We start from the raw sequence: 23,906 nt of genomic DNA, 5'->3' as shown, positions 1-23,906 counted from the left end.
TGAGATGACCGAATCAGGCCCACTCGGTCGGGAATCGACGTATGCGGAGTTCACGTCGGATCAACTCGCCACACTGGTGCCCGAACTCCTGTTGTCCGGACAGTTGATCGATCGCAGCGGGATGGCTCATCTGATCTCGGCGTTCGGTCGTGCCGGCATGACCCAGGTGGCCATCGAGGAGTGGATGGCCGCCAGCCCGGTGTATACCGCGCGGATGCGTGCGGCGCTGGGCATCGACGGCGACGGCGTCGCCGACATGTTCAAGTGTCTGCAACTCGACATCGGCGCGCCGCCGCAGTTCATGGACTTCCGCTACGTTGTGCACGACAAGTACCACGGCGGATTTGTCCTCAATCACTGCGGTGCGCTGATGGATGTGGAGCCGATGGGCGAGGACTACGTGACGGCAATGTGTCACGACATCGAGGATCCGACCTTCGATGCGACGGCCATCGCTACCAACCGGCGGGCCCGGATCCGGCCGGTGCACCGGCCGCCTCGCACCCCGTCGGATCGGCATCCCCACTGCGAATGGACGGTGACGATCGAACCGGGGCGCGAAGAGCTGCCGCTTCCGGAGTTCACCGTGCCGATGCTCGAAACCGCCGCGGCCACCGTCGAATTGAGCCCGATCGATTCGTCGGCAACCGACGGCTACGTCGACTACCGAGGTGACCTGGTGGAGGACTTGGTGTTCGGCGACTTCTCCCACAGTGCCCTGGTGCGGATTGCCCAGGAGGTGGCGCTGCAGCATCACCTCCTGGCCATCGGCTTCCGTCTGGCGGTGCTGCGCCGCACCGACGATGCGCAGACGCGGGAGATCACCGGTAAGCAGTTGATTGGTATCGCCGGCATGACCTCGGAGCGGCTGCGCAATGCGTTGTCGTTGGGGGACAGCGCATCCGATCTCGCCACCGTCTTGCGTGCACACCCGATCCTCGGACCGAGCCAGTACACCGGCGTCGTCGTCGAGGAGCAGGGCGACGGCGTCCGTATCCGCATTCCGCACGGTGCGCCCGCCATCGCCGACGGGGGCTGGATGGATCTGCTGACGCCGACCTTCACCGGTCCACTCGATGCGATGGTGGCGGGTGTCGATCCACGGTGGGCGGTTGGTTCGGCGTCGCTGACCGATGGTGACCTGGTGGTCGACGTCGTGCGCGGGGAACCCCGCAAAGAGGCCGGCGAAGTGGCGATCGTGCGGTTCTCGGGCGGATCGACTTTCGAGTTCGCCGAGCGGGGCCGGTCAATCCCCATCACACCGGTTGGTCGCTGAGATGGAACCGGTCCTGGGCGGTCGGGTTGCCGTCGTCGCCGGTGCGACGCGGGGGATTGGCTTGTCCGTTGCCTATGCCTTGGCGGGGGCCGGTGCGTCGGTGGTCGTCAACGGCCGCGACGGCGATGCCGTCGCCGCGGCCGTGGACGAGATCGGCGGCGGTGGGGGAGCGGCGGTCGGCGTCGTCGGATCGGCGGCGGACGAGGGCGTCGCCGAACAGCTGGTGCAGACCGCGCTGGACCGGTTCGGCGCGCTCGACGTCGCGGTGAACTGCGCGGGGATCGCCGAGCCGCCCGGGTCGACGATTCTGACCATCAGCCGCGACGAGTTCGTCGAGCAACTCGACGCCCATCTCATGAGTGCCTTCGCGGTGACGCAGGCGGCGGGGCGGGTGATGGCCGAGCAGGAGTCGGGCTCAATCGTGCTGACCGGCTCGGCAGCGGCGTACGGGATGTTCGGCGGCAGCGGCTATCCGGCCGCCAAGGGCGGGGTGAGTTCGTTGACGCTGGCCGCGGCCGCCGATCTGCGGGGTGCCGGCGTGCGGGTCAATGCGGTGTTGCCCGGGGCACGGTCGAGGTTGTCGGCCGGCGACGACTACGTGCGGCACATCAATGGCTTGCACGAGCGCGGGATCCTCGACGACGGTCTGCGGGCCGCCGCCCTCGATCCGGCTCCGCCGGAGTACGTGGCTCCGATGTACGTGTTCCTGGCGGGGGAGGCGACCGCGGGAATAACGGGTCAGATCTTCAGTGTCGCAGGCGGATTCATCGGGCGCTTCGAGGAAGCGCAGCCGACGTTGATCGCGTATCGGGACCACCACGACTCGGCGCCCTACACGTTCGACGAACTGACCGAGTTGCTCACCTGATTTCGTCGAGTGGGCACCCGGCCGTCGTCATGAGCGTGACCTGCCCGCGCTCACCGTCCTGGCGCTCCTCCCCATCGAACCGCGGCACCCGTATGACATCCACCGATTCGTCGTTCTTACCCGCAAGGACTTCGTCACCGGTGCGCCGCGCAGCATCTACCACGCCTTCACCCGGCTCGAACGGGCCACCTCGTGGAGCCAATCGGGTCTGAGTGGGACGGTGGTCGCCGAGAGTGGACCGTCTACGCACGCGCCGTTGCGGCATTGCCTTCCTGCACGTCCGTAAGCTTCAGGAATGAGAGATACAATCATCATCCTGCCCGCAGCTAGGCCTGCTGGACAGAGGAAGCAGTTCCACTTGTTGATGATGATCATCACGTGCGGTGCGTGGACGCCTGTTTGGGTCATCGACGTGCTGGTATCAGGCGGGTGACTTAGGTTGGTGGCTTCGACTGTGTTCAAGGCTTTCTCTCTCTTAGTTGTGCGGCCGAGCAGGACTGGTTCTCCCGGCTGGTGACGCGGCTGGAAAGCGGAGAACTTTTGTGGGAGAAACCCGACCCCATATCCTCAGACCATGACAACCGAAACAGTCGCCCAGGCTCTGCTTGATGCCCAGGTCGCATGGGTGATCGGCCGACTCACCGGTGACGAACTGCCCGAATTGGCCGCGAAGGCGGTCGACGACGTGCTCGCGATCGCCGAGTCCGCGACGGTGTCGGCGCTCGTCGATCCGGAACTGGTCACCTCGATTGCCCGCACCCTGGCGAAGAATGTGCCGCCGAGTACGGCCGCGTCGACGCTGGTCGACCACAGTGCCAACGTCGTGATGTCCAATCCGGCCGGCACCTACTCGCTGCGCGAGGTCATCGACAGCGACAACGTGGAGCGGATTACCGACGAGGTAATCGGCCTGACACCGCTGCTGGAAAAGGTGCTCGACGATCTGACGCACAGTCCGATGACCGCGGCGATCGCCTCTCGGTTTGTGGGCCGAATCGTCAACGATGTGGTGGCCGGCAATCGTGCGATGGCGGAGAAGATCCCCGGTGTGGGGTCACTCGTCTCCTTTGGTTCTAAGGCCGCGGGCAAGGCGATCGGCAAGACGGGCGAGCAGTTTGAGGCGCTATTCAGCGACACCGCCGCTAAGGGTGCCGAATTCGCCATGGGGCGATTGAACAAGATCATCGTCGCGACGCTCAAGGACCCGTCGACACGGGCAGCGGTCATCGAGGTTTTTGATCTCTATGCCGACAGGCCGATCGGGCGACTCGACAAGGTGCTCTCGCTCGACGACGCCAAGCGTATCGGCGGACTCGGCCAAGATGTGTTCATCGCCGGGGCGGTTTCCGAACCGGTACTCAAACTGGTGGACGCGCTGATCGCCGGTTTCTTCACCGTCTATGGCGAGAGTCCGGCGGCGGAACTGCTCGACGAACTCGACCTGACGCGCGACATCCTGGTCGAGCACGCCGTACGGGGGGCACCGCGATTGTTCGACGCGGTTGTGGCGACAGGTGAGTTGGATCGTATTGTCCGCGAACAACTTTCGCCGTTTTATGAATCGGATGCGGTGGCCGCGATACTAGGTGCGACGAAGTGACGCACTCGCCCACGGATGCGTTCGAGGCCTTCGCGATTCGGGTTGTCGCCGATAGTGCACCGATCGCGATGACCCAATCGTTGGGCACACGAATTCTCGATCATCGTGGACTGGTTGACCTGCCGGCGTTACTGGTTCTCGTCGACGACCTCGGTGGCGTGCCCTTTGCCCTCGCCGACCGCTCGTCGTCGTCATTGCAGGCGCGACTGACCATGTCGATGGGAGCACGACCCGACCGGGGCGATGTCCTGCGCGGTGACAGTGAGCTCGAGATGTTCGACGATGCTCTCGGCTCGACCACCGTACGAGTTGTGCGCGACGATGAGGTGGTGGTCCGCGGGCAGGCCCGCAGTGTCCGGGTCGGGCGTACGGTGATTGGCGAGTCCGGGGTTGTGGTGGGTGAACCGCTACCCGCCCCCGACGAGGCGGAGCCGCCACCAACTATCGACCCGACACTCTCGGGCGCCGCGGTGATTGCCTCCATCGCTGACGGAACACTTCGGATCGGTCCTCTCGCCGAGCTACTCAACGCAACGATTATCGATCCCGACCCGACGGCGCTTCGCCTGGCGGTGGAAACGTCCCGGTGGATGGGAAACTTCTTTGGCACAATGCACGGCGGGATCATTTCGACGATCGCTGCACAGGCCGCGTCGCTGGGGATTCAGGCGAACATGCCAACCGGTCACGACTACCAATTGATCGAGTTCACTATCGCCTTCTTGCGTTCACCGGCCGTCGACGGCCAGCGCGTCACGGCGACGGTCAATCCAGTGAAGATCGGCCGGCGACTGTCCACCGTCGACGTCCTCCTCCAGGATGCTGAGGGAACCCTCGTGGCTCGCGCCACCGCCGACGCGCGGTGCGATCTGTAAGGTCGCAGCCCCCGTCGAGTGGGCGCCTCGACGACCTCGAGTGGGCACCTCGACCACCTCGAGTGGGCACCTCAGGCCCGCGGACCAAGCGGGGAATACCGCGCCAGTTACTGCCGCCGACTTAATTGGGTGCCCACTCGGCGACGGTGTGGTGCCCACTCGAGAAAACAATCAAGCAAGATTGCTTTTTGTCGGTGGGTGTGTGACGGTTGACACCATGCCAGTTGTAGCTGCGATCGTGGCCGATCTGACGGCCCAGAGTGATTCGCTCGACGACCTCGTCGCCGAGTTGGCGACGGAGAGGTGGAGCACACCCACGCCGGCCCAGGGCTGGACCATCGCCCACCAGGTCGGGCACCTGCTCTGGACCGACCGCGTCTCCTACCTGGCGATCACCGACGGTGAAGGCTTCACTGCGCTCTTCGGCGAAGCGATGAAGGATCCGCTCGGCTTCGTTGACGTGGCCGCCGAAGTCGAGGCGGCCCGGCCGCCAGCCGAGCTCCTTGCCGACTGGCGGGAAACCCGGGCCAAACTGGCGGATGCACTGTCTGGCGTCCCAGCAGGCACAAAGCTGCCGTGGTTTGGCCCGCCCATGTCGGCCGGGTCGATGGCCACGGCCCGGATCATGGAGACGTGGGCGCACGGCCTCGACGTCGCCGAAGCCCTGGGGGTCCGCCCGGTGCCGACCGACCGTATTCGCCACGTCGCGCACCTCGGCGTGCGCACCCGCGATTTCGCCTACACGGTCAACAACAGGCCCATACCGGCCGAGCCGTTTCGATACGAACTCACCGCACCGTCAGGTGAGATCTGGACGTGGGGGCCCGAGAATGCGGCCAACATTGTGCGCGGCTCGGCCCACGACTTCTGTGAACTCGTCACCCAGCGCCGCCACCCCGCTGATCTGGATGTGCTCACGGTCGGCGACGACGCCGCGGAATGGGTGACCATCGCGCAATGCTTCGCCGGACCGCCCGGTGCCGGCCGCGCGCCGATGGCCTGAAGTGGGAGACAGGGAAGAGTGATGACTGACGCAGTCCGTATCGGCAACATGTCCGGCTTCTACGGCGATCGCGTCTCGGCGATGCGCGAGATGCTCGAGGGCGGCGAGCTCGACTACCTCACCGGCGACTATCTCGCCGAACTGACCATGCTCATTCTCGGCCGTGACCGACTCAAGGACCCGTCGCTCGGCTACGCGAAGACGTTCCTGCGTCAACTGGAGGAGAACCTCGGCCTGGCGCTGGACAAGGGCGTACAGATTGTCACGAACGCCGGTGGCCTCAATCCGCACGGCCTCGCTGTCGCGATCCGCGAACTCGCCGGCCGACTCGGGCTCGACGCCCAGGTCGCCTTCGTCAGCGGCGACGACCTGATGAAAGATGCGACGAAGCTGGGACTTGGCAATCCCCTCACCGCGAACGCCTACCTCGGCGCCTTCGGCATCAAGACGGCCCTCGACCGTGGCGCCGATGTCGTCGTTACCGGGCGCGTCACCGATGCCTCGCTGACCGTGGGCTCGGCGGCGGCTGCCTTCGACTGGGGCCACGAGGACCTTGACGCGCTGGCTGGTGCGGTCGTCGCCGGTCATATCATTGAGTGCGGCGCGCAGGCAACCGGCGGCAACTACTCCTTCTTCACCGAGATACCCATGGGGCACTTGGGATTCCCGATCGCCGAGGTCGGCCGCGACGGCTCATCGGTCATCACCAAGCACGACGGCACCGGCGGCGCCGTCACCGTGGGCACGGTCACCGCACAACTCCTCTACGAGGTCGGTGGTCCGCGCTATCTCAATCCGGACGTCATCGCACGCTTGGATTCGATTGAGCTGGAACAGCTTTCACCCGACCGGGTTGCGGTGCGCGGGGTACAAGGCGAGAATCCGCCCAGGGATCTCAAGGTGTCGCTGAACTTCCTCGCCGGGACCCGCAATGAACTCGACGTCGTGCTCACCGGCCTCGACATCGAGGCAAAGGCAAAGCTCTTCGAAGAGCAGTTTCGCGCCGTTCTGCCCGCCGAACCGGCCGAGCTGACCTTCGAACTCGCCCGTACGGATGCGCGTGATGCCGTCACCGAGGAGCAGGCCAGCGCACTGTTGCGCGTCGTCGCCCGCGACCCAGACCCCGCCAAGGTGGGCCGCCCCTTCTCGGCGGCCGCCGTTGAATTGGCCTTGGCCAGCTACCCCGGCTTCACGATGACCGCGCCGCCGGGAAGCGGGGCGCCCTACGGTGTTTTCGAGCCCGGCTACGTCGATGCCGCACTCGTGCCGCACCGTGTCACCCAGCCCGACGGTGTTACCGTCTCGATCGAGCCATCCCCGTTGCGCGCCGCGGCGGCCGTCGACGGTGATTCGCCGCCGCCAGTCCGACGAGACTTCGGTCCGACCTCCGTGGCACCGCTGGGCACGATCGCCGGGGCTCGTTCCGGGGACAAGGGCGGGAGCGCCAACATCGGCGTCTGGGTTCGCTCGGACGACGAGTTCGCCTGGCTCAACCAGACTCTGACGAGCGAGTTGCTGGGTGAACTGCTGCCCGAAGTCGCCGAGCTGACCATCCGCCGCTACGCGCTGCCAAATCTGCGCGCTGTGAACTTCGTGATCGAAGGCGTCCTTGGTCGCGGCGTCGCGGACAACGTCCGCTTCGACCCGCAGGCCAAAGGGATGGGCGAATGGCTGCGGTCGCGCCCGGTCCCGATCCCGGTCGGCTTCCTGTCTTCGGGCTCGGAGTCCTGATGCCGTTCACCTCGCCGTTGTGGGACTCGATGGAGCGGCGACATCTGCGCGCCACCGTCGCTGCCTTCACCGGGCGACACATCCTGCCTCACCAGGACGATTGGGAGCGCGACGGCCTCATTCCGCGGGCGACCCACCTCGTCGCCGCCGAACTGGGCCTGTTCGGCCTCGGGGTACCCGAGGAGGTCGGTGGCTCGGGCGGTGACTTGATCGACGCCACGATCATGGCCGAGGAGATGCTCTACCGCGGCACATCCGGCGGGGTCATGGCATCGCTGTTCACCAATGGAATCTCCCTGCCCCACTTGATTGCTGCGGGTGATCGGGACCAGATCGACCGGTGGGTTCGTCCGACGCTGGCCGGGGAGAAGATCGGGTCACTCGCGATCACCGAGCCCGGCGGAGGCAGTGATGTTGGGCATCTGCGCACCACGGCGGTGCGCGATGGCGACGAGTACATCGTCAACGGATCCAAGACATTCATCACCTCGGCCGTGCGCGCCGACTTCGTCGTCACCGCCGTCCGTACCGGCGACGATGGTGCTGCCGGGGTGTCGCTGCTGGTCGTCGAGAAGGGCACGCCGGGTTTCAGCGTCACCCGCCGACTCGAGAAGATGGGCTGGCGCGCCTCGGACACCGCTGAGTTGACCTACGACGACGTGCGGGTGCCGACCACCAACCTGGTCGGCCCGGAAGACTCGGGTTTTGCGCAGATCGCCGCCGCTTTCGTCACCGAGCGGTCGGTACTGGCGACGCAGGCCTACGCCGCGGCGCAGCGCTGCCTGGACCTGACCCTCGACTGGGTGCGCGCCCGGGAGACGTTCGGGCGCCCGCTGATCTCCCGACAGTCGGTGCAGGACACGGTAACCGAGATGGCTCGGCGGATCGACGTGGCGCGGACCTACTCGCGCGCGGTCGTGGAAGCCAAGGTTGCGGCCGATGCGGCGGGCGGTGGTGCGGAAGAATCCGGCCCGCTTCCCGGCGCCGATCTCGTTGCCGAGGTCTGCTTCGCCAAGAACACCGCGGTCGAGACCGGTGAATGGGTTGCGAACAAGGCGGTACAGCTCTTCGGCGGGATGGGGTACATGCGCGAAGCCGAGGTGGAACGCCAGTATCGCGACATGCGGATCCTCGGCATCGGCGGTGGCACCACCGAAATCTTGACCGGATTGGCCGCAAAACGATTGGGGTACCAGCCATGACCGCACTGCAATCCACGCTCGATCCGACCGGCTCGGCCTTCGCTGAGGCGTCGTCGTCGATGATCGACAAGCTCGCCGAATTGCACGCCGAACTCGACCAGGCGATCGCCGGCGGTGGGGAGAAGTACGTGGCGCGCCATCGCAAGCGCGGCAAGATGACTGCCCGCGAGCGAATAGCGCTCCTCATCGATCCGGACAGCCCATTCCTCGAACTCTGCCCGCTGGCCGCGTGGGGCTCGGACTTCCAAGTTGGGGCGTCGGTTGTCGTCGGCATCGGTGTCGTCGAAGGCGTCGAGTGCATGATCGTCGCCAACGATCCGACGGTGCGCGGCGGTACGTCCAACCCGTGGACACTGCGGAAGAGTCTGCGGGCCAACGCGATTGCCAGAGAGAACCGACTGCCTTGTATTGCGTTGGTGGAGTCCGGCGGCGCCGATCTGCCGACGCAGAAGGAGGTGTTCATCCCCGGCGGGCAGATGTTCCGCGACATCACCAGGCTTTCCGCAGACGGCATCCCGACGATTGCGCTGGTGTTCGGCAACTCCACCGCCGGCGGTGCCTACATCCCCGGCATGAGCGATCACACGGTGATGATTGACGGGCGGTCCAAGGTCTTCCTGGGTGGTCCACCGCTGGTCAAGATGGCTACTGGCGAGGAGAGCGACGACGAGACGCTCGGTGGGGCGGCGATGCATGCACGCCAGTCCGGCCTCGCCGACTACTTGGCCGTCGACGAACAGGATGCGTTGCGGATCGGGCGCCGGATCGTGGCCCGTCTCAACTGGCGAAAGAAGGGACCGGTGCCCGTCGCCGCGTCGATCGAGCCGCGCTACGACCCGGCGGAGCTGCTGGGCGTCGTGCCCTCGGACCTGAAGATTCCGTTCAACCCTCGCGACGTCATTGCCCGGATCGTCGACGACAGCGACTTCGATGAGTTCAAAGCGGAATACGGCAACTCGCTCTGCACCGGCTGGGCGCGGATCCACGGCTACCCGATCGGCATTCTCGCCAATGCGCAGGGTGTGCTGTTCTCGGCCGAGTCGCAGAAGGCAACCCAGTTCATCCAGTTGGCCAACCAGACCAACACCCCACTGCTCTTCTTGCACAACACGACCGGGTACATGGTGGGGGCGGAATACGAGCGGGGCGGGATGATCAAGCACGGCTCGATGATGATCAACGCGGTATCCAATTCGAAAGTCCCGCACCTGTCGGTGTTGCTGGGGGCCAGCTACGGCGCCGGTCACTACGGTATGTGCGGCCGCGCCTTCGACCCGCGCTTCCTGTTCGCCTGGCCCAGTGCGAAGTCGGCGGTCATGGGTGCTGCGCAGCTGGCCGGTGTCGTGTCGATCGTTTCGCGCGCGGCCACCGAGGCGCGCGGCGGCACCGTCGACGAAGCGGCCGACGCGGGCATGCGGGCCATGATCGAGGCGCAGATAGAGAAGGAATCACTCCCGGCTTTCCTGTCGGGCATGTTGTACGACGACGGAGTGATCGACCCGCGCGATACACGAGCGGTGCTCGGCATGTGTTTGTCGGCAATCCACAGTGGCTACGTCGAGGGCGCGGACGGCTATGGCGTCTTCCGGATGTGAGAGCGAAACGATGACGAATCAGGAAATCACTTCGGTCCTTGTTGCCAACCGTGGCGAGATCGCGTGCCGGGTGTTTGCAACCTGTCGCGCGATGGGTATCGGCACCGTGGCGGTCTACTCCGACCCGGATGCGCAGGCGCCGCATGTGCAGCAGGCCGACGTGGCAGTGCAGCTGCCGGGCTCGACCTCGGCACAGACTTATCTGCGCGGCGAACTGATCATCGACGCCGCCCGGGCCGCCGGAGCCGACGCCATCCACCCTGGCTACGGGTTCCTTTCGGAGAACGCCGAATTCGCAGAGGCGGTCATCGATGCCGGATTGGTGTGGATCGGCCCGCCGCCGGCCGCGATCACCGCGATGGGATCCAAGGTCAACGCCAAGGAACTCATGGCGGCCGCGGGCGTACCGGTGCTCGGGGATCTCGATCCGGCGCGGGTCACCGCGGCCGATCTGCCCTTGCTCATCAAGGCCTCGGCCGGTGGGGGTGGGCGCGGGATGCGCATTGTGCGCGATCTGGCCGAGCTCGAGGAGAACGTGGCGGCCGCGAAGCGTGAGGCCGAATCGGCATTTGGCGATCCTACGGTGTTTTGCGAGCCCTACATTGAGCGCGGCCACCACATCGAGGTGCAGGTGATGGCAGACGGGCACGGGGCAGTCTGGGCCGTCGGGGAGCGCGAATGCTCCATTCAGCGCCGCCACCAGAAGGTCATCGAGGAGGCGCCGGCACCCCTCATCGAGAAGCTGACCGCTGATGGCAAGACCGGCGTGCGTGAGCAGCTCTATGACGCTGCTCGCAAAGCCGTTGCCGCTATTGGATATTCGGGGGCGGGCACCGTCGAGTTTCTCGCCGATCAGAGCGGTCGCTTCTATTTTTTGGAGACCAACACCCGACTGCAGGTGGAGCATCCGGTCACGGAGGAGACCACCGGCCTGGACCTCGTCGAATGGCAGCTGCGCGTCGCGATGGGCGAGCCACTCGCGGGTGCGCAGCCACGTGCCACCGGGCACGCCATCGAGGCCCGGCTGTACGCGGAGAACCCGGCTGCGGACTGGGCGCCCCAGTCGGGAACGGTGCACCGGTTCCGGATCGGGGAACATCACAGCGCCGCGTCGCGCATTCGCGTCGACACCGGAATCGCCGACGGCAGTGAGGTGTCGACGTATTACGACCCGATGCTCGCCAAGGTGATCAGCTGGGCTCCCACCCGCCGTCGGGCGTCGGCGGCGCTGGCCGCTGCACTGGCGAATGCGACGCTGCACGGGCCCATCACCAATCGCGACATGCTGGTGAACACGCTGCGATCGGCGCAGTTTCGCACCGGGGATACCGACACCGGATTCATCGAGGAGGTGGGCCTGGACGCGCTGTCAACGCCGCTGGCCGGCAACGATGACGTGCGGCTGGCGGTGATTGCCGCCGCGCTCGCCGACGCCGCGGCGAATCGCGCTGCAGCGCAAGTGCTTGCGACGATTCCCTCGGGGTTCCGCAACGTGGGGCCGGGCTATCAGGTCAAGAAGTTCACGGTCGGCGACGAAGAACTCGCCGTGCGGTACCGCGTTGGCCGCAGCGCGGCGGGGAGTGCCGCCGCGCCCGGCGGTGTGGTGTGCCTGCCCGACGATGACGGCGTGGTGGTGGTGGCCTCGACCCCGGGCCGGGTAGCCCTCGTGCGCAGTGGTGTTCGACACGAATTCACCGTCAGCCGGTACGGCGCCACGGTGTTCGTTGATTCGCCGGGACAGTCGGTGACGCTGGGTGTCGTGCCGCGCTACGTCGACCCGTCCACGATTCAGCGGCCCGGATCTTTGTTCGCGCCGATGCCGGGTTCGGTGATCCGCGTTGCGGTTGGCGAAGGCGACCGCGTTGTCGCGGGTCAGCCGCTGTTGTGGCTGGAGGCGATGAAGATGGAGCACACCGTCGCCGCGCCAAGCGACGGCGTGGTGACCACGCTTGCGGTCGAAGAAGGTCGCCAACTCGCCGTTGGCGATGTGCTTGCTGTCATCGAATCCGTGGACGCGGCCGACACCGATGTGTCGCTCTCAACCCCGAAATGAAGGTGTACCAATGAGTTTCATCGAAACAGACGAGCACAAGGAACTCCGGTCCGCTGTTGCCGCGCTGGGAAAGAAGTACGGCGCGGACTACTTCCGTGCCTGTGCCCGGGAGAATCGCAAGACGGACGAGCTATGGGCCGAGGCGGGCCGGCTGGGGTTCATCGGCGTCAACCTGCCAGCGGAATACGGTGGCGGTGGGGCCGGAATGTACGAGTTGTCCATCGTCATGGAGGAACTCGCCGCGTCGGGCACCGGCCTGCTGATGATGGTGGTGTCACCGGCGATCTGCGGCAACGTGATCGCCCGGTTCGGCACCGATGAGCAGAAGCAGCGCTGGCTGCCCGGCCTGGCCAGCGGCGAGATCACCATGGCTTTCGGGATCACCGAGCCCGACGCCGGCTCCAACTCGCACACCATCACCACTACCGCGCGCCGCGATGGCGACCAATGGGTGCTGTCGGGGCAAAAGGTGTTCATCTCCGGGGTCGACCAGGCGCAGGCCGTCCTCATCGTCGGCCGTACCGAGGAAGCCAAGACGGGGAAGCTGGCCCCGGCGCTGTTCATTGTGCCGACCGATGCGCCGGGCTTCAGCTTTACCCAGATCCCGATGGAGTTGGAGAACCCGGAGAAGCAGTTCCAACTCTTCCTCGACGACGTTCGGCTGCCCGCCGATGCCCTTGTCGGCGACCCGGAAGCCGCGTTGAGTCAGCTGTTCGCCGGTTTGAACCCGGAACGCATCATGGGCGCCGCGTCGGCCATCGGAATGGGACGCTTCGCTCTTGGCAAGGCCATCGAGTACGTCACCCAGCGGACTGTGTGGAAGGCGCCGATTGGCTCGCACCAGGCGATTGCCCACCCGTTGGCCGCGGGCAAGATTGAGTTGGAGCTGGCCAAACTGATGATGCAGAAGGCGGCCGCCATCTATGACGCGGGGGATGACTGGGGTGCGGCCGAAGCGGCCAACATGGCGAAGTATGCGGCCGCAGAAGCTGCGGTGAAGCTGGTCGACCACGCCGTGCATTCGATGGGCGGAAACGGGTTGACGACCGAGTACGGCGTGGCGCAGATGCTGTCGCTGGTGCGCATCGCCCGGGTGGCGCCGGTCAGCCGCGAGATGATCCTGAACTTTGTGGCCAGCAGCAGCCTCGGGCTGCCGAAGTCGTACTGAGGGGGAGCCATGGTTGTCGACGCCGATAACATCGTGCGAGCGGAGATGACTCGGGCGGTCGCCACGCTGACGCTGAACTCGCCGTCGACGCGCAACGCGCTGTCCTCGGCGTTGGTGGCGCAGTTGTCGTCGGCGCTGTCGGACGCCGCTGCCGACCCTGCGATACGGGCGGTGGTACTGACCCACGCAGGCGGAACCTTTTGTGCGGGAGCAGATCTGGGCGAGGCGTTGCGGCGGGGCCTGAGCCCGGAACAGGCGACCGCCGAAGGGGCGTCGGCCATGGTCGGACTGATGCGGACCATGCTGACGATGCCGAAACCGGTCATCGTCGTGGCTGACGGACATGTCCGCGCGGGCGGCTTTGGGCTCGTCGGTGCCGCGGACGTGGCGCTGGCCGGGCCGCAGGCCACGTTCGCCCTCACCGAGGCGCGGCTGGGGTTGGCGCCGTCGATCATTTCGGTCGTGCTGCTGCCAAAGATGACGGCGCGCTCGGCCGGGCGGTACTTCCTCACCGGAGAGATATTCGACCCGGCGACTGCCGAACGCAGTGGGCTGGTCACGCGGGCCGCATCGAGCGGCGAGGAGTTGTCGAGGATTGTCGACGAGGTGCTCGATGGAATCCGCAAGGCTTCGCCGCAGGGCCTGGCGGCCTCGAAAGCGCTGACTACCCGGGGGATTCTCGCGGGGTTCGACGAACATGCGGCGGCACGGGCGGCCGAGTCGGCGGCATTGTTCGGCTCCGAGCAGGCGCGCGAGGGTATGACCGCCTTCCTGTCGAGGAGCAGGCCGAGTTGGGACACCAGCGAACCATGATGCGAGCTCGCCAGCCGCAGCAGGAGCGGTCTCGTGCCACGCGGGACCGACTCCTCTATGTGACGGTGGAAATGCTTGCAGCGCAAGGATGGTCGGCGACCACGGTCGCCGCGGTCGCCGAGGCGGCCGGGGTGTCGCGCGGCGCCGCCCAGCACCACTTCCCGACGCGCGAGGCGCTGATCACCGCCGTGATGGAGCAGATGTTCGACGCAATGACCAGCGAGGCATCGGCATCGGCGACGGAGTTTCCGGTAGATCATGAAGCCCGGGTCGCAGCCGTCGTGGACCGGGCGGTCGCGATCTACGTCGGGACAGATTTCAAAGCGGCGTTACAAGTGTGGTCGGCTGCCGCATCCGATCCTGGTCTGCGTGCGGTGATCCTCCCGCTTGAGGCGAAGCTGGCTCGTGCGGCGCACCGGTTCACGGTGACCGCCCTCGATCCCGACGGGGAACATCCTGAGGCCCACCGACTCGCTCAGGTGACCCTTGACCTGGCGCGAGGCCTCGGGTTGGCCGACACGTTGTCGGACGACTCGCGCCGCCGTCGGCAGGTCGTCGCAACCTGGACTGAGCAGCTCGCGGCCGCGTTGCGCTGATCTGCCCGCTCCGGATCTGGGCACGGTCGGCTAGATCGCGGGCACCCCCGGCGCGGATCTGGGCACAGTCGGCGCGGATCTGGGCACAGTCGGCAGGGTCAACTGACCGACCGGCGCAGATGAACCAGGGTGTCCGTCCGTGATGAGGGGTTGCCGTCGGGGGCGGTCATCGGGACGTCGACGATGTCGGTGCGAACGATCGACCACTCGGAGCCGACGGAGTCGACACCCAGGTCGGCGAGCACATCATCGATACTGGGAAAGGCGGGCGGGTCGCCGTCGAAGCGCCACGCCGGCATCGCCCAATGCCCGACTATCAGTAGCGCCCCACCGGGCGCGACGGCTGCGGCAGCCTTGTGCAGGATGTCGGCCCGGGCTAGCTCCACCGTCGAGTGGAGGTAGCACGCGCTGACAAGATCCCATGTGCCGGTAGGGAAGTCGGTGTCGAGGTCGGCCTGTTGCCAGACGATGGCGCCGCCGGTCAGCCCGGCCTCGCGGGCATGATCGCGACCGATGTCCAGTGCTGCCTCGGCGATGTCGACGGCAGTCACCGTCCAGCCTTGTTCCGCCAGCCAGATCGCGTCGGCGCCGGATCCGCAACCCAGATCGAGTGCCGTGCGGCCCGGGGCGGCGAGGTCCCCGATCGCGTCGACCAGGATCGTGTTGGGTTTACCGGTCCACGGTCGCTTCCCGGCGCCGTAGAAGCCCTCCCAGTGCTCCCGGGGATCGACGGGACGGGCCGGATCGCCGTGCTGGTGTGCATTCACACCACCACGGTAACCCGGCCCGGTCGCGTCGGCAGGTGCCTAGTGGTGGAGGTCGAAGCGGTCGTTCTCCATTACCGTGACCCACGCCTTGACGAAGTCGGCGACGAGCTTGTCCTCGCCGTCGTCGGCGCCGTAGACCTCGGACAGCGCCCGCAGTTCGGCGTTTGACCCGAACACCAAATCCGCCCGGGTTCCCGACCAGACCGGCTTGCCGCCCACCGAGCCGATGAACACCTCTTCTTCGCCGGGCTTGGGCGCCCAGCTGATGTCCATGTCGGTGATGGTGGTGAAGAAGTCGTTCGTCAGGGCCCCCGGCCGCTCGGTGAGCACGCCGTGTGGCGACTCGCCATGGTTGATCCCGATCACGCGCAGACCGCCGACGAGCGCGGCCATCTGCGGCGCCGACAACCCGAGCAGGTTGGCCTTGTCGACCAGCAGGTATTCGCCCGGTTGTGCGAGGCCCTTGCCGAGGTAGTTGCGGAAGCCGTCTGCCGTCGGTTCCAGGACGTCCTGCATCTCGATCTCGGTGTCCTCCTGCGCCGCATCGTTGCGACCAGCGGTGAACGGGACGGTGGTCGAGTGTCCGCCGGCCCGGGCCGCCTGCTCGACGCCGAAGCCGCCCGCCAGGACGATCAGATCTGCCAGCGAGATGCGGACCCCCCCGGTTTGGGCGTCGTTGAACTCGGTCTGAATGCCCTCCAGGACGCCGAGCACCTCCGCCAGCTTCTGCGGTTCGTTGACCGCCCAGCCGCGCTGTGGCTCCAGGGCGATGCGTGCACCGTTGACGCCGCCGCGCCGGTCGGTGCCGCGGTAGGTCGACGCCGCAGCCCATGCGGTCGACACCAGTTGTGCCACCGTCAGCCCCGAATCGGCGACCCGCTTGCGCAGGTCGGCGATCTCCTTCTCGCCCACGAGGACGTAGTCGATGTCGGGCACCGGGTCTTGCCAGACGAAGACCTCATCGGGCACCTCGGCACCCTTGTAACGCGTGCGGGGCCCCATGTCGCGGTGGGTCAGCTTGAACCACGCTTTGGCGTACTCGCGGGCGAACTCCTGCGGGTTCTCCAGAAAGTGGCGCGAGATCTTCTCGTAGGCGGGGTCGAAACGCAGCGCGAGGTCGGTCGTGAGCATCATCGGCGCGTGCCGCGTGGCAGGGTCGGCGGCGTCGGGGACGCTGGTCGCGCCGGCGCCGTCCTTCGGGCGCCACTGCTGGGCGCCGGCAGGGCTCTCGGTCAACTCCCACTCGTAGCCGAACAGCGTCCAGAAGAAGTTGTTGTCCCAGGTGACGGGAGTGCTGTTCCAGGCGCCCTCCAGGCCCGAATTGATGGTGTCGGCGCCCTTGCCCGAGCGGAACGAACTCTTCCAGCCGAGCCCCATCTGCTCGATCGGGGCGGCCTCGGGCTCGGGTCCGACGTGGTCGGCCGGTCCGGCACCGTGCACCTTGCCGAAGGTGTGCCCGCCGGCGATGAGGGCGACAGTCTCGACGTCGTTCATCGCCATGCGTTTGAACGTCTCGCGAACGTCGACGGCGGCGGCGAGTGGATCGGGGGTGCCGTTGGGGCCCTCGGGGTTGACATAGATCAGCCCCATCTGAACGGCGGCCAACGGGTTATCGAGGTCGCGTTGACCGGTGTAGCGCTCGTCGCCGAGCCAGGTGGTCTCCGGTCCCCAGTAGGTCTCGTCGTCGCCCTCGTATTGGTCGTCGCGACCGCCCGCGAAGCCGAGGGTCTGGAAGCCGCAGTTCTCCATCGCGACGTTGCCCGCCAGCACGATCAAATCGGCCCAGCTCAGTTTGCGGCCGTACTTCTTCTTGATCGGCCACAGCAGGCGGCGGGGCTTGTCGAGGCCGACATTGTCGGGCCAGCTGTTAAGGGGGGCGAAGCGCTGTTGGCCGCGGCCGGCGCCGCCCCGGCCATCGGCGACCCGGTAGGTGCCGGCCGCGTGCCAGGCCATGCGGACCATCGATCCCACGTAGTTGCCGTAGTCGGCGGGCCACCACTCCTTGGAGTCGGTCATGAGCGCCTTTAGGTCGGTGCGCACCTCGTCGAGGTCGAGGGACTCGAATTCCTTGACGTAGTCGAAGTCGTCGCCGGACATCGGGTTGGACACGGGTTGGTGCGAAGCCAATATCCGCAGGTTCAGGCGAGTGGGCCACCATTCCTGGTTGGCCGACCCCTCAGTGGGGCGGCTCAGGGTGTGCATCACCGGACAGGCCGCATCCGATGCGTTGACGTCATCAAGGGTGGCGTCTTCGGTCATTTCAGGTCCTTTCGATTGGGGCTGTGGCTGGAGTCTTCGGGTGAAGTCGGTGGGTTCGGTGCCGAGCATTGGGCGCAGGTACCCCAATAGATGACTTCGGCCTCGTCGACGGTGAAGTCGCGCGGAGGCCCGTCGAGGCAGGGCGCCGCGCCGGTCGCACAGTCGACGTCGGAGATTGACCCGCAGGTGCGGCAGACGGCGTGGTGGTGGTTGTCGCCGACGCGCGCCTCGTAGCGCGCAAAGGTGCCGGCGGGCTGGATCCGCCGGACCAGTCCGGCGGTGGTGAAGGCGGCAAGAATGTCGTACACGGCCTGCTTTGACACGGTGGGCAATTCGGTGCGGACCTGCGTCAATACCTGGTCGGTGTCGGCGTGGGGGTTGCCGTAGACGGCTTCGAGCACCGCCACGCGCGGCTGCGTGACGCGGAGATCGGCGGAGCGAAGCGCCGTGGTGAGCTCATCGATCGATGGCACGCCCTCAGTATGCGCCGCTTCTTTTTGACTGAGTACAGATTCGGTGGAAATCGTCGTGGTGGGACTGTGGCGCGGCCGTCGTGGCCACGAAGGGGGGCTGGGGCGACGAAACTATTCGGCCGAGGCGGGCAGGTCCTCGATGACCACGGGCAGCGGACGACAGGCGACGGCGGCGCCGGCGATGAGTGCGGCGATGGTGATGACCAAGAAGACCATCGGCACGGTCCAGCCGTGGGTGGCTTCGTGCAGCACGCCGACGAGCAGCGGTCCGGCGCACGCGAGTAGGTAGCCGGCGCCCTGGGCGAAGCCGGACAGTGCGGCCGACTCCGCGTCGGTCCGGGTCCGCAGGTTGATCAGCGTCAACGCCATGGGGAACGTCGTCGGTCCGATCCCCAGCAGGGCGACCCACACCCAGGTTCCGTGCGTCGGCGCCCACACGATTCCGGCGAGCCCGATGAGCAGGCAAGATATGAAAAACAGGACGAATCCGAACGGATTGGCGAACCGGGCACAGATCGTGGGTGCGGCCAGGGTGCCGAAGAACCCGAGTGCGGCGAACACTGCGACGACGGCACCACCGAGGCTTTCGCTGCCACCGGCATCGGTGACCATGGTCGGCATCCAGGTGAACAGGGAGTAGGTGACCAGCGAGGTCATTCCGAACATGAAGGTCATACCCCAGGCGAGCGGCGTGCGCCACAGGCCGGTGACCCGACTCCCGGGGGTGGCCGGGCGGTCGGCGCGGGCGCGCCGGCGGGTGAGGACGATTCCGGCCCACGGTAGGGCGGCCATCGCCGGCACCAGGGCCCAGGCGCCCAGCGAGATCCGCCAGCCGTACGCGTCGGCGACGGGAATGGCCAGGGCGGCTGGGACGGCCGTGCCGAGCTGGACGAAGGTGATATAGGCAGTCGACATCAGTGCGATGCGGTCACTGAAGTAGCGCTTGACCAGGGGTGGGATCACGATGTTGCCGATACCCATGCCCAGCAGGGCCACGCCGGAGGAAACGAGTAATGCGGCTGTCGATGCAGAGAAGGACCGGAGGACCAGCCCCACCCCGGTGGCGACCACCGCGGCCAAGGTGAGTTGTTCGAGGCCGACGCGACGACTCAGGGCCGGTGCGACGAATCCGGCGAGGGCAAACGTCGCCGTCGGCATCATCCCGACGATCCCGATGGTGGTCGCGCCGAAGCCGATCTCCTCGGCGATCCGGGACAGCAGCGGGGCGATCGAGGTCACCGCAGTGCGCAGCGACGCGGCGAAGGTCAGGATCGCAACCACCACGATGACGCGGCCCGACAGCATCGACCTCGCGGGTGCGCGCTTCGACGGGGCGACGTCGGGCCATGTCGCGGCGGGCCGGGGATCGTTGACTAACATCGTCGGTTACCAATTCGTAGAATGAACCACTGACGCCAAAATCATAGGATGAATCCATGGCGGCCCCCAACCGAAATAAGCTCGAGGGTGGGCAAGACAGCCCACCGTCCACCCGTGTCGCACAGGTCACCGCCGAACTGCGGAGCCGGATTGCCGCCGGCAACTGGGCAGTGGGGGAGCGGATCCCCACCGAGCCGGCACTCGCCGGACTACTCGGCGCCTCACGCAACACCCTCCGCGAAGCGGTCGGGGCATTGGTGCACGCGGGGGTGCTCGAACGTCGGCAGGGGTCGGGCACCTACGTGCTCGCCCTCGACGAGAAGGAGGTCGCGCTCGGCGGCTACTTCTCCACCGCGCGCCGACGAGATCTTATCGAGCTCCGGGGGGCCCTCGAGGTGACCGCGGCCGATCTCGCGGCAGCCCGTCGTGACGACGCGGACATCGCGATCCTGCGCGAGACGGTGGCCCGCCGCAACGAACTCTGGGCCAGGCCGGCGGCGGCGTCGGCCGGTGAGCGCGACGCGATCGTCGACGCCGATGCCGAACTGCACCGGGCGATCGTGGTGGCCAGCCACAACGAGGTCTACCTCGAGTTCTACGATCTCCTCCTGCCGGCGCTCCGGTCGACGATCGCCGACTACCCGGTCGGCGCGGCGTACTCGTACGAGTCGCAACACACCGCCGTGGTGGACGCCGTGATCGCCGGCGACTCCGCGCGCGCGGCGCAGGCGGCCCGCGAGGTACTGGACTGCGCGCGCGAGTTCGCCGGCTAGCTTCATTAGCGTTGGGGCATGCGCGTTGCAACGTGGAATGTGAACTCGGTGGCCGCCCGCGTGCCGCGGCTGCTGCCCTGGCTCGAGGAGCGACAACCCGACGTGGTGTGCCTACAGGAGACCAAGCTCGACGACGCCGGGTTCGACGCGCTCCTGGGCGCGGATTTGCGCGCCCAGGGCTATGCGTGGGCCCATCATGGGCAGGGCCGATGGAACGGGGTGGCGCTGCTCTCGCGCGTGGGCCTCACCGATGTGCAGAAGGCGTTCCCGGCCACCCCCGGCTATCCCGACCCGGCCGACCCGGTTGAGGCGCGGGCCGTCTCGGCGGTCTGCGACGGGGTGCGCGTCTACTCGCTCTACGTCCCGAACGGCCGAGAGGTCGATTCCGGCCACTACCGGTACAAGCTGTCGTGGCTCGCCGCCCTGCGCGCCGCGGTGATCGCTGCAGGGGCCTCGTCGTCCCTGGTCTGCGGGGACATCAATATCGCGCCGTCCGACGACGACGTGTTCGACCCCGCGGCCTATGCCGGGCACACCCATGTCACCGATGCCGAACGCGCCGCGCTCGCGGCCGTTCTCGATGCCGGGCTCACCGATGTCATCCGGCGGCGCTGGCCCGATGAGCGGGTGTTCAGCTACTGGGACTATCGCGCGGGCATGTTCCACAAGGACCTCGGTATGCGGATCGACGTGATCCTGGCCGGTGCCGACCTGCTGCCCCGGGTTGCCGCCGCGTTCGTGGACCGTCGGGCACGCAAGGGCAGCAAACCCAGCGACCACGCACCGGTCATCGTCGATCTCGATGTCGCACCCGATGGCGACATCGGCCCGATGGTGCCGCCGCCGTCGAATCCGGTGCAGCGGGCAGGGGCTGCGGAGTTGCCGCAGGGACGACGGTAGAAGGGTGGGACCAATGCGGCGCCTTCCCAACAATGCCGGAAGCATGATGGTATGAAAAGACGGTTAGGACGGTAGTTTTCGACACTAGAGGGGTTGTTCGAGATGAAACATCTGACGTACGTGTTGACAGCAATCGCGAGTGCCGCGGTGGCCTTGCTCGTCGTGCCGGTGGGCACCGCGGGTGCGGCTCCGGCCCCGGCGGTCACCACCGCGAACTTCGCGGTTTCCGCGACCGGTGACTCGCAGTCGGTACTGGTCAAGCTCCGCGATGGTGTGTTTCAGCAGGTCGACGGTGCGCTGCTGGTGGTGAACTCGGCGGGCAAGACGCTCGAGCGGGTGCCGCTGTCGGTATCTGGCAACGGGAAGACTGTTCCGCTGCGCTCGTCCGTCGCCGCTGACAAGAAGTCGGCAGAGCTGGTGCCACTGGTCGCGCAGAACCGGCACCAGGTTTCCAAGGCCAAGGACCAGGCCTGGAACAACATGATGGCGCAACTCAACAAGGACTGGCCGTGCGCGAGTGGCTTCATCGGCGGCGGAGCGCTCATCGGGTTCCTGCTCGGTCTGCTGACCATTGTTGGCTGGCCCATCGGCCTCGGCGTCGGAGCCGCCGCTGGCGCCTATATCGGCTACACCACGTGCAACAACGGTGCCGGATGGCGGGCCGCCATGAAGTGGTGGAACACCCCATAGTACGAGCTGATAGAGCGGTTTTCTCGGACCGGGTCCCCTCGTGGACCCGGTCCGAGTGCTTGTGATCCGAGCGGCGGCTACTGGAAGATTGAGCGCAGGACGAGGTCGATTTGGCCGGTGAAGAGCACTTCCGGCCGGCCGAAGGAGTCGGAGCCGTACTGTCCGAAGACCTCGAGGCTGATGGCGCCGATGATCGTCGCCCACAACGCTGTCGCGGCGAGAACGGCGGCGTCCGACAGCTCCAGGTCGAAGTCGGCGGCCACCGCCACCAGTTCGGGGACCAGCGGGTCGTCGGGGGTGGGGAGGTCCGCGCGCAGCAGGCCGCCGCGCTGAGCGGCGTCGAGGGTCTGCAGGAAGGCGCGTACCGCGCGGGTGCCCGGACCGACGGTCTGTCCGGCCGGCGCCGCATAGCCCGGTACCGGACTGCCATACAGCAGTGCCCAGCGTGCCGGATCGACGACGGCCCAGGAGCGCATTGCGAGCGCCCCCCGCCCGATGTCCGCCCGGGGGTCGGCACCGCCTCCCAGTGCTTTCTCGACGCTGGCGGCGAGGTCGTTGTAGGCCTCGACGAGCAGCAGTGTCAGCAGGTCGTCCCGGCTGGGCACATAGCGATAGACCGCGGACGAGGCGATGCCCATCTCGCGGGCGATGGCCCGCAGGGAGAGTTGCGCTGCGCCGTGGGTCGACAGGTGCTCGCGGCCGAGGCGCCCGATCTCCGCGGTCATCGCGGCCCGGTTTGCCGCGCGTTTGGTGCTCGCCATGAACCCGATGATGCCATAAAGCAAGAGCGGTGCTCTTGCTTAATGCGGCGGCGTGGCGCACACTCACAACGAGAGCACTGATCTTGTTTCCATGAAGGGAGATCCCCATGACCGGCTCAACTCACTACATCGCCCCGTCGTCGATGGACCGCGCGTTCAATACCGTCGTGCGCTGGCTCGCACAGCGGGGGATCGGCATCGCCGGATCGCAAGCGCTCACCGTCGTCGGGAGGACCAGCGGGCAGTCGCGCACGGTGCCGGTGAACCCGCTGGCGGTCGACGGTTCGGTCTACCTCGTCGCAGTGCGCGGGGAGACCGACTGGGTGCGCAACGCGCGGGTCGCGGGGTCGGCGCGACTCGGGCGTGGGCGTCGCCAGGGGCGAATCGGCCTCACCGAGGTGCCGGACGCGCAGCGCGCACCGGTCATCGCCGCGTATCTTCGAAAGTGGGGCTGGGAAGTGGGTCGCTTCCTGCCCGGCGGTGTTACCGCCGGGGCCGGCATCGACGAGCTGGCGGCGGTGGCCCACCTGATCCCCGTCTTCGTGGTCAGCTGAGTCGTGCCGGAATTGGTTTTGACCCGATCAATCGCGGTCGGTAAAGTACTTGGGCGGTGCCTGGCGACAGCTGGGCCGGTCTGCATGCGTGTCGACGGTTGAAGCTCGCGGGGTTGCGCCCCGGGGTTTGCCGGAGGGCGGATCAGGCTGACTGGCGAGCCCGGGATCAGGCGTGAGACACGCCCGACCCCGGGGTGGCGATCAATGTACTGACCAGTACAAACGTGCTGGTGGGGCGAGTTGTGGAGGTGAATCACGGTCGTCAGTGGCGACAGTGATCATCTGCCCGGAGCACCAACCGCAGCACACACGCGGACCGGCGAGAGTCGGCTTCACGTGGCAAACAACGAATGAAGGAATTCAGTGCCAACTATTAACCAGCTGGTCCGCAAGGGCCGCAAAGACAAGGTCTCCGTCAAGAAGACCGCGGCCTTGAAGGGCAGCCCGCAGCGTCGCGGCGTGTGCACGCGTGTGTACACCACCACCCCTAAGAAGCCGAACTCGGCGCTTCGCAAGGTCGCGCGTGTGCGCTTGACCAGTGGCATCGAGGTCACCGCCTACATCCCCGG

Annotated in this window: 21 protein-coding genes and 1 pseudogene; 17 read left to right on the top strand and 5 right to left on the bottom strand. The window is 66.9% G+C overall.

Features of this window, described 5'->3' with window-relative positions; all coding sequences use genetic code 11:
• Positions 1–4 precede the first annotated feature (4 nt).
• The 12 genes from B4M62_RS08215 to B4M62_RS08160 all read left to right on the top strand — a co-directional run bounded on the left by B4M62_RS08215 (position 5) and on the right by B4M62_RS08160 (position 14,780).
• A complete protein-coding gene (locus B4M62_RS08215) occupies positions 5–1,276 on the top strand; it encodes a hypothetical protein (RefSeq protein ID WP_290706553.1) in 1,272 nt (423 codons plus the stop codon).
• A gap of 1 nt (position 1,277) precedes the next feature.
• Positions 1,278–2,144, top strand: coding sequence for an SDR family NAD(P)-dependent oxidoreductase (locus tag B4M62_RS08210; protein WP_290706551.1), 867 nt, complete (start codon positions 1,278–1,280; stop codon positions 2,142–2,144).
• A gap of 574 nt (positions 2,145–2,718) precedes the next feature.
• The gene (locus tag B4M62_RS08205; RefSeq protein ID WP_290706549.1) at positions 2,719–3,744 is read left to right on the top strand and encodes a hypothetical protein; all 1,026 of its coding nucleotides are present in this window, start codon (positions 2,719–2,721) and stop codon (positions 3,742–3,744) included.
• Complete coding sequence (locus B4M62_RS08200; protein WP_290706547.1) at positions 3,741–4,619, top strand: PaaI family thioesterase; 879 nt, start codon at positions 3,741–3,743, stop codon at positions 4,617–4,619. Before B4M62_RS08205 ends, B4M62_RS08200 begins: the two co-directional genes overlap by 4 nt.
• A 217-nt stretch (positions 4,620–4,836) precedes the next feature.
• Positions 4,837–5,622, top strand: coding sequence for a TIGR03084 family metal-binding protein (locus B4M62_RS08195; RefSeq protein WP_290706545.1), 786 nt, complete (start codon positions 4,837–4,839; stop codon positions 5,620–5,622).
• A gap of 21 nt (positions 5,623–5,643) precedes the next feature.
• A complete protein-coding gene (locus B4M62_RS08190; RefSeq protein ID WP_290706543.1) occupies positions 5,644–7,353 on the top strand; it encodes an acyclic terpene utilization AtuA family protein in 1,710 nt (569 codons plus the stop codon).
• The gene (locus tag B4M62_RS08185; protein ID WP_290706572.1) at positions 7,353–8,555 is read left to right on the top strand and encodes an acyl-CoA dehydrogenase family protein; all 1,203 of its coding nucleotides are present in this window, start codon (positions 7,353–7,355) and stop codon (positions 8,553–8,555) included. Before B4M62_RS08190 ends, B4M62_RS08185 begins: the two co-directional genes overlap by 1 nt.
• Complete coding sequence (locus B4M62_RS08180) at positions 8,552–10,150, top strand: acyl-CoA carboxylase subunit beta (protein WP_290706541.1); 1,599 nt, start codon at positions 8,552–8,554, stop codon at positions 10,148–10,150. Before B4M62_RS08185 ends, B4M62_RS08180 begins: the two co-directional genes overlap by 4 nt.
• Before the next feature lie 10 nt (positions 10,151–10,160).
• Positions 10,161–12,203, top strand: a complete 2,043-nt coding sequence (locus B4M62_RS08175; RefSeq protein ID WP_290706538.1) for an acetyl/propionyl/methylcrotonyl-CoA carboxylase subunit alpha — start codon at positions 10,161–10,163, stop codon at positions 12,201–12,203.
• A 10-nt stretch (positions 12,204–12,213) separates the two neighbouring features.
• Positions 12,214–13,371 (top strand): acyl-CoA dehydrogenase family protein, encoded by a 1,158-nt coding sequence (locus tag B4M62_RS08170; protein WP_290706536.1) that lies wholly within the window; start codon positions 12,214–12,216, stop codon positions 13,369–13,371.
• Positions 13,372–13,380: 9 nt separating this feature from the next.
• Positions 13,381–14,184 (top strand): enoyl-CoA hydratase family protein, encoded by an 804-nt coding sequence (locus tag B4M62_RS08165; protein ID WP_290706534.1) that lies wholly within the window; start codon positions 13,381–13,383, stop codon positions 14,182–14,184.
• Positions 14,181–14,780, top strand: coding sequence for a TetR/AcrR family transcriptional regulator (locus B4M62_RS08160; RefSeq protein WP_290706532.1), 600 nt, complete (start codon positions 14,181–14,183; stop codon positions 14,778–14,780). The genes B4M62_RS08165 and B4M62_RS08160 overlap by 4 nt, the downstream gene beginning before the upstream one ends.
• A gap of 98 nt (positions 14,781–14,878) precedes the next feature.
• Here the strand turns inward: B4M62_RS08160 and B4M62_RS08155 are convergent, their stop codons facing one another.
• From B4M62_RS08155 to B4M62_RS08140, 4 genes are all read right to left on the bottom strand, one after another.
• Positions 14,879–15,547, bottom strand: coding sequence for a class I SAM-dependent methyltransferase (locus tag B4M62_RS08155; RefSeq protein ID WP_290706529.1), 669 nt, complete (start codon positions 15,545–15,547; stop codon positions 14,879–14,881).
• A 39-nt stretch (positions 15,548–15,586) separates the two neighbouring features.
• Positions 15,587–17,806, bottom strand: a complete 2,220-nt coding sequence (katG, locus tag B4M62_RS08150; RefSeq protein ID WP_290706527.1) for a catalase/peroxidase HPI — start codon at positions 17,804–17,806, stop codon at positions 15,587–15,589.
• Positions 17,803–18,279 carry a Fur family transcriptional regulator gene (locus B4M62_RS08145; protein WP_290706525.1) on the bottom strand — a complete coding sequence of 159 codons (477 nt, stop codon included), beginning with the start codon at positions 18,277–18,279 and terminating at the stop codon, positions 17,803–17,805. The genes katG and B4M62_RS08145 overlap by 4 nt, the downstream gene beginning before the upstream one ends.
• A gap of 111 nt (positions 18,280–18,390) precedes the next feature.
• Entirely contained in the window at positions 18,391–19,584 is a 1,194-nt protein-coding gene (locus B4M62_RS08140) for an MFS transporter (protein WP_290706570.1), read from the bottom strand.
• Between the two features lie 131 nt (positions 19,585–19,715).
• On the opposite strand from B4M62_RS08140, the gene B4M62_RS08135 reads away from it, so the two are divergent.
• The 3 genes from B4M62_RS08135 to B4M62_RS08125 all read left to right on the top strand — a co-directional run bounded on the left by B4M62_RS08135 (position 19,716) and on the right by B4M62_RS08125 (position 22,022).
• Positions 19,716–20,432, top strand: a complete 717-nt coding sequence (locus B4M62_RS08135) for a FadR/GntR family transcriptional regulator (protein ID WP_290706523.1) — start codon at positions 19,716–19,718, stop codon at positions 20,430–20,432.
• An 18-nt stretch (positions 20,433–20,450) separates the two neighbouring features.
• Positions 20,451–21,332, top strand: a complete 882-nt coding sequence (locus tag B4M62_RS08130) for an exodeoxyribonuclease III (protein WP_290706521.1) — start codon at positions 20,451–20,453, stop codon at positions 21,330–21,332.
• Positions 21,333–21,434: 102 nt separating this feature from the next.
• A complete protein-coding gene (locus B4M62_RS08125) occupies positions 21,435–22,022 on the top strand; it encodes a hypothetical protein (protein ID WP_290706519.1) in 588 nt (195 codons plus the stop codon).
• Positions 22,023–22,099: 77 nt separating this feature from the next.
• Here B4M62_RS08125 and B4M62_RS08120 read toward each other — a convergent pair whose 3' ends face one another.
• Complete coding sequence (locus B4M62_RS08120) at positions 22,100–22,783, bottom strand: TetR/AcrR family transcriptional regulator (RefSeq protein WP_290706517.1); 684 nt, start codon at positions 22,781–22,783, stop codon at positions 22,100–22,102.
• Between the two features lie 107 nt (positions 22,784–22,890).
• Between B4M62_RS08120 and B4M62_RS08115 the strand changes: the two genes are divergently transcribed.
• Entirely contained in the window at positions 22,891–23,337 is a 447-nt protein-coding gene (locus B4M62_RS08115; RefSeq protein ID WP_290706515.1) for a nitroreductase/quinone reductase family protein, read from the top strand.
• Positions 23,338–23,700: 363 nt separating this feature from the next.
• Positions 23,701–23,906, top strand: a pseudogene (locus B4M62_RS08110) (30S ribosomal protein S12); the annotation flags it as partial.

Source organism: Gordonia sp. UBA5067 (assembly GCF_002414845.1).
Taxonomy (GTDB): Bacteria; Actinomycetota; Actinomycetes; order Mycobacteriales; family Mycobacteriaceae; genus Gordonia; species Gordonia defluvii.
Note: the sequence above shows the minus strand (reverse complement) of the source record. Positions and strands in the feature narration are given on the sequence as shown.